Origin of the sequence: Microcystis sp. LSC13-02, from assembly GCA_002282935.1 — a bacterium.
Classification (GTDB): Bacteria; Cyanobacteriota; Cyanobacteriia; order Cyanobacteriales; family Microcystaceae; genus Microcystis.
Genome location: MTBT01000086.1, coordinates 1 through 7,419, shown reverse-complemented (window position 1 = coordinate 7,419; position 7,419 = coordinate 1). Strand labels below are relative to the sequence as shown.

Sequence of the window (7,419 nt, the reverse complement as noted above, 5' to 3'; positions counted from 1 at the left end):
GGGACGTTGAGGAATTGGGTAAGGACTGGTTGGCTGATGTCTGCGAAGAGACTGAGGGTTGTATTACTGGTGTTTCCTGCTGCATCTTGTAGGCGGATTTCTACATCTCTTGCGCCAGGTGAGGGAAGTTGTAAACTACCACTAAATTGGCTTCCAGTTACGGTTGCTTGTTGTAAGAGAGTATTGGTAGTTTTGTCGTAGAAGAAGACTTTTAATCCAGTTTCTCCTAATTCACCACTAATGGTGGGATTGGTGGTATCAATTCGGGTTTGTCCCGATGCTGTTAGCGGTTGTAGGGTTGCAATGTTTGCACTCTCAATATTTATCCCTGAAGGGGTGAGGGGATTTGTGACTGTAATGTTAGTAGGAATTGCGGGTGCGATGGTATCCATTACCCAGGTTTCGGACTGGGTTCCATTTCCTGAATTACCAGATAAGTCTTGGATTCCACTACCGTTAACTGTCAGGTTATAAGTTCCATCGATTGCGGTTAATCCACTTAGTCCATTAATCCGATAGTTGGTGTCATTAATGGCGCTAATGGTGACGGTATTGTTAATTAAATTGCTTCCATTATTACGGGTGAGAGTAATATCTTGCCAAGTGAAGGTACTGAGGTCAATTTTTTCGGAGAAAGTGACGGTTAAAGAGGGAACTGGTTGATTGCGCGGGTTGATTAATAGATTGACAATATCTGTTACTACTGGTGGGGTGGTGTCTGCATTACCGCCAGCCGTTTTCTCCCAGGTTTCTGTTAGTGAACCGCTACCGAATTTACCGATGGTGTCTTGGATTCCTGTGGCGTTAACGGTGAGTTTATATTCTCCGTCGTTGTTGGTAAGGGTGTTTAATCCGCTGATTTGATAACGGGTGGGAGAGAGGGAAATAATGGTAACAGTAGAGTTGATTAAGTTTGTGCCATTGTTGAGAGTTAAGCTTAAGTCGTTGTAATCGAAACTGCTGGCTTTAATAGCTTCAGAAAAGTCAACGGTAATGGCGTTAACAGCCGTAGAGATAGGGTCTGGACTAACATCAATAATATCGGTGATGCTCGGACCGCCAGGGGTATAAACAACCGTGTAGGTTTTCGTTCCTCCTGTGGCGTTATTGTCAAGAAAATGTAAGATATTTTCATAAATTGGACGACCTGTCGCGGGGAAAGTGCGGTCGGTTGTCCATATATTATCTGCACTGATTTGAGTACCGTCAGACCGCTGGATTTTAACAATATCGAATTGGCTGTCACTGGGTTCATCTAAGCGGAAGTAAGTCCAGCCATTTTCGACGGTGGCGCTAATTTGAACGGTTAAATCATTGAGGGTTGGGGTTGCGTCAATGGTGGCGTTTTTAACGGCTTTGACGGCTCCGGTTCCGCCACTGCTGAAGTAGATTATATCGGGGGTGAATTCTGCGTCAAAGGTTTCGTTAACTAGGAAGTCGGGTAAGTTGTCGGGGTTGGAATGATTGACTTGGACTGTGTGAATTAATTCGTGGATTTTGACTTCTTTGATGAGAGAGAGTTCGGCTTTACCAAGGCTGTTAATATGCTCAAAGGTGGCTTTGTAGTCGATGAATTTTCCTTGTAGGCTGGATTTTAGTAACCAGTCAGCGACGGCGGTTTTTCCGGCTTTGATGTCGCCAAAGTTGACGCTTAGGGAGGGGGTAACGCCTTGTCCGTTGACTTCGGAACCGATGATTTGGAAGTCTATTAGTAAGCCTTTTTCGTTTTCGACGATTTTCGGTTGTCCGGAGGTGATTCTCAGGTTTTTTGCGTCTCCTTTTCCTTCATTTCTGATGAGGACAGCGAGGGAGTAGGGGACGGATGTTTCAACAATGTCATCGGTGAAGGGGTCATCGGCGAAGACATCTCGTTGATGGAAGTAGTCGAGGTAAAGTTCGGCTTGCGGGAAAACAGTAATAGGAGTAGAAAGTAGGGGGACGGTGACGGTTGTGCCGTTTTCGAGGTATGAGAGAGTACCACCAATGTTGTATTGAGTGGGGGTTTCTGGCGCGGCTAAATTGGTAGGAATAAAAGTCCATTGTGCGCTACCTATTCCTTCATTTTGGGGTGTGTTGGGGTCGTTTCCGGTTAAGATTCCGGTTCCGTCAACGGCGGTGATATTGCTAAGAATGGGGTCGGTTATGCCAAATAAGTCGTTGACAATGTTGCCGTTTTGGTCTTTGATTTGGAGGATAACGGAGAGGTTGGTTAGGTTGGTGGGGTTGCCGTTTTCTATTTCTAAATTGCCAAGGAAGGCAGCGCGGGTCATTACTGCTTCTTGGTCGATTTTGATGGTGACTTGAGCGCAAACACCACCGCTCTTATTTTCTAAGGCACGATTGAGTTGATCAACGGCATAAATAGCGCCTTCAGTGAGGCTGCTAAAACCTTCAGCTTCATTTTGAATAATTGCTTCTTTCGCTTGTGTAAAACGATTTTTTAAAGCATCTAAACCAATAAAATCTGTGCTTTGTCCCACGGGAATATCAGTATTATTGAAAATGCCTTGTGACCAATAATCAATAGATCGATTCCAGCGATCAATAAATTTATTAGCATCATTAATTGTGGCTGTTCCGGGTAAAGGAACACTGAGAATTTCATTACGCTCAGTTGCAGAAATTTTAGCATCAGTGGGAGTTGTTCCATTAGTCCGTGATAGAAATTGATTTAACCAGCTAACAAGTTGATCACCATCTTGTTCTCTAAACCAGACATCATCGCCCAAAATAACTGTATAGCCGTCAATAACTGCTTGGATACGATTAAAGTATTTATCAATTAATGCAAAGGCTGGATCAAGATTCAGTGTTGTTGAAATTTGCAATGAGGAATAGGGTGCTAAAAATCCTAGTTCAGTCGGGGCAGTCGATGACCCACTTCTGCACTTTTCATAAAAATCTTTGACTTTATCATAGGATAAACCAATTCCGATCGCACAACTAAGGGCATTTGCCCAACCCCCAGTCATACAACCAAGAACTGCACCAACACATCCTAATGCTTCTTGCGGAGTAACATCAAAGTCACTAAGTCCTTCTGCACAGGAATAAACACCGACGGGACAACCAATAATGGGGACACATCCCACCAAATTAAACCACAGGGTTTTGGCAGTCTCGGCCACATCACCAAGACAAGGGATGCAATTAGATGTATTCACTGTGATGGGAGTGGAACTAAAAACCCCACCGCCACCGCCACCGCCACCACTGAAACCACCGCCACCACTGAAACCACCGCCACCACTGAGACCACCACCAGACGGTAAGCTAGGAGGACAATTTCCTTCAACGTTACTAATGGCGATCGCAGTACATTTGGTAATATCATTACCGCCACAGGGATAAGACCACTGTAAACATCCAGATATGGAACAGGGTACGGGAGTATTAGGATCAATACCACCAGGAGTACCGCCACCAGGAGTACCATCACCAGGTGTACCGCCACCAGGTGTACCGCCACCAGGTGTACCGCCACCAGGAGTACCATCACCAGGTGTACCGCCACCAGGTGTACCGCCACCAGGTGTACCGCCACCAGGTGTACCGCCACCAGGTGTAGAAAAATCGTTAATTCTCGTTATTCTTACAGGAATCGTTAGAGAACTCTTAGCCAATAAATTATCTATTTCTGCAAGTAACGGCTCAATTTTATAAAATGGATGATTTCCAAAATTTAACTTAATATCATTGGCTGCAATTAATCCGTGATTAGTCACAGTCATATCAATTTGCATGACTTGACCAACCCCTTGTAAATTTTCTAAATCGATTAAAGGCGGGTCAATTGTTACTACAGGAATTGGAACATCGGTTTCAAACGTCGATTGAATCGTGATAATATATTTATCTTCAATTTCTGTAGGCGTTACTGTCCAAGTATATTTAACAGTTTGTCTTGACAAAAATGCCTGGACATCTTCCGTTTCTCCTGCTCCAATGTAAATATTTTGCTGATAAGTATCATGGTTATTCGCTGTCACTCTCAGGGTATAATATCCCTCTGCTAAATCAGTTTTAGACAATATCCCATCCGCATCTTTTTCTGAGGAAATAACGGTTCCTGTAAAGGGATCTAATAGGGTAATTGTCGCATTTTCTAAACGAGGTGAACCTTCAGCAAAGAAGAATAATTCATCAACAACACTAATATTAAGATTCCCTTTCGCTTCCGAAATCGCTCGGAAATTAAACGGTAAACTTAAGGATGCTTCATCCCCAGAAATAACGACATTTCCGTTATAAACTGTCAACTCTTGGGTCGCTGATGGTTGTAATAGTAAGGATACTTTCGTCGATTGACCAGGATTTAAAGACGGTAAAGTAATCGCAGAAGCAGACTTTAACCAAGACGCTTCAGGAAGGAAAATATTTAATTGTCCTGACGCAACTTCACCTTGATTACTCACCGTAAACTCGACTATTGTTTGACCTCCCCGCAACATCGAAGCTTGTAAACTGCTGGTATCCGCAACTAAACGGGGTAACAGTCGCGCTACATCTACCCTTACTGGTAAAGTTGCGGTAACTCCTTCAGTGGTACTTAATCCCAGACCAAAATTGTAATAACTCCATTTATCATCAGGGACATTAATACTGTAATTGACCGTGATTTCTTCATTACCACCTAAGCTAGTCTTCTCTGGAGTAACATTAACTGTCCAATCACTCGGTGCACCATTGACAGTAGCAGTTAATCCTGATAATCCTAGATTACTCAGGTTTTGTAATTTAACTGACCCATTAAAGGTAGTTCCTTCGGTAATCCGTTGGGAAACCTGGGTTAAGAATTGGTCATTTTGTTCAAACCGCATTCCTAAGAGAGTAAAACTATCTTCGGGGGTGCTATCTTCACTCGCAAATCCAGGGAAATAAGCGTTGATATTATAAGTTCCTGCTTCTCCTGTTAAGGGAGTAAATTGACGAACAAAATTACCATTTCCATCGGTAAACGCATCAAACTCTCGGATATTTCCTTTGTTTTCTACCCGAACTTTGACAAATTCATAAGCTACAGGAGAATTATTACTATTACTTAATGCTTGTCCCCGTAAAGTAACAGGATTACCCGCAATCGCAGTTTCTGTATCAGTATAAACCGTACCACGATAAGCCGGTGTTACTGTCACTGGGGTAATCGTTGTATTATTGTTTTCCCCAATTGTTACCCCCTCATTAACAGTATTTCCGTTATCTGTCACCCCAATTAAATAATATTGTCCGGGATTACGGGGAGCAAAATAGGTGACTGTACGATTATAGGAGGTTCCGGGTAATAGATTGGCTGGATTTTCTGTACTTCCTAAGCCAAATTCCCCTAATAAGGTGTCATTAGCATCTAGCTTATTATCGGTTGATAAATAAATTCTGTCTTTCCAACTTCCCGTCGCAGCGATAATCCCGTTGTTAGCAACTGTGTAGGTAAATTGGGATTGCTTAGTTGTATAAGTTGGGGAGATTCCTTGTAATTGAGTGAGGACTAAATCAGGAACATTAATATCTGTGATTTCTAAGCTATCACTCCCACTATTTAATCCTGTTGCTGAAGCGGTAATCGTTACCGTTTGGCTTCCATCATTGATTCCGTCACTAATTCCGGTAATAGTGAAAGTGGCTGAAGTTTGTCCCGCAGCAATTGTCACTGTATTGGGAACAGTTGCTTCGGTGGTATCACTGGAATTGAGAGTAACAATTAAGTCGCTGCTGGTATTGGTATTACGGGTAAGGGTTGCTGTTGCGGTTCCTGTTTCTGAGATAACATCTTTGTCAATAACGACTTTTAAACTGGGACTTTCGTTATCAATGATATTAATATTAGTGGTTGCGTTTCCTGTATCGGTTGCTAAGTTTGTCCCTGTATAGGTGGGTTTAGCGGTGACGGTAACTGTTTGATTTCCGTCTAAAGCAGTATCGTCAATTGCTGATATTTCAAAGGTAGCAGAAGCTTGTCCTGCTGCTATGGTAACGCTTGTGGGTACAGTTGCTTCAGTGGTGTCACTGCTGCTGAGTTGGACAACTAAGGGGGTTGAAGTGATGACATTGCGGGTGACAGTCGCGATCGCTTTTCCGCCATTTTCGTTAATATTATTAGAGTCGAGAGTTAGGCTGAGGCTAACTGCATCATTGTCGATTACTGCTAGGGTATCTGAACCACTGACAAATCCTTGGGATGTAGCAATAATTGTATAGTTTTTCGGTAGTTCAATTAAGGTATCATCAACTGCGTTCAGGTTAAAGTTAACTGAATTTGCACCTGCTGGAATAGTCACAGTATTAGGTACGGTAATTTGACTATTATCACTATTAACTAAGGTGACTGTTAATGGTTCTGTGGTGTCGGTATTTCGAGTGACTGTTCCCTGAATGGTGTTTCCTTCGGTGACTTGTTCCCCACTAATAGTAAGGGTTAAGGTGGGTTTAAAGTCGTTGTCAATAATATTGACAATTGCGCTGTTTTGTGAGCCGATTGTTACGCCGTTGGTGGGGTTAGATAGACTCAGATTGATGGTTTCAGTAGTTTCTAAAACACTGTCATCAATGATGGGAATATTGACGGTTTTCGCTGTTTCCCCATTAGCGAAGTTAACTCATCACTTCCATTGCTACGAGTTAAAGTGACTGCGGTAACGGGGGTTCCATTCTCATTGACTGAATAAGTCGCATTACTAAATTGAATGACCCCTGGTACTGCGTCATTATCAATAATACTGAGGGTGGCGGTTTGTTGGGTTCCTAAGGTTGCGCCACCTGTGGGATTAGAGATAGTTAAGTTGACGGTTTCAGTGGGTTCGTAAATACTGTCATCGGTGATGGGTATAGTAACGGTTTTACTGGTTTGTCCATTAGCAAAGGTGACAGTAATGGGGGTATTAGTATAGTCGTCTCCTGCGACTGCACTGCCATTACTAGGGGTTAGAATAACGCTAACTTCCCCGTCACTTCCATTCGTGCGAGTTAGGGTAATGCTTGCTGTACCATTATTTTCGTTGACGGTGTAGTTACTGTTATTGAGGCTAATTGTTCCCCGTTGCGGTAAGTCATCATTAATGATGGTTAAAACTGCTGTAGTTTGGGTTCCTAATGTTACGCCACCTTGGGGATTAGAGAGAGTTAAGTTAACGGTTTCGTCTGCTTCAAATTGGCTATCGTTAACAATGGGAATAGTAACAACTTTTGAGGTTTCACCATTGGCAAAGTTAACCGTAATTGGGGTATTATTGTAGTCACTTGGTGCGGTTGCTGTTCCATTAGTTAGGTTAATTCTGACACTAACTGCGCCATCACTTCCATTGGTACGAGTTAAAGTTACAGCAGTAACCGGAGTTCCATTCTCATTGACTGAATAAGTCGCATTACTAAATTGAATGACTCCTGGTACTGCGTCATTATCAATAATACTGAGGGTGGCAGTTT

At 42.8% G+C, this 7,419-nt stretch carries 2 protein-coding genes and 1 pseudogene; all 3 read right to left on the bottom strand.

The window, feature by feature from the left end; translation table 11 throughout:
- Positions 1-6,275 (bottom strand): CARDB domain-containing protein (locus BGL89_RS05060; protein ID WP_502692601.1); only part of this gene is annotated, 6,275 nt, incomplete at its 3' end.
- A 213-nt stretch (positions 6,276-6,488) separates the two neighbouring features.
- Positions 6,489-6,545 (bottom strand): annotated as a pseudogene (locus BGL89_RS21445) (hypothetical protein); the annotation flags it as partial.
- Positions 6,527-7,419 (bottom strand): Calx-beta domain-containing protein (locus BGL89_RS05055; RefSeq protein WP_286824743.1); only part of this gene is annotated, 893 nt, incomplete at its 5' end. The gene BGL89_RS05055 and the pseudogene BGL89_RS21445, both read right to left, overlap by 19 nt.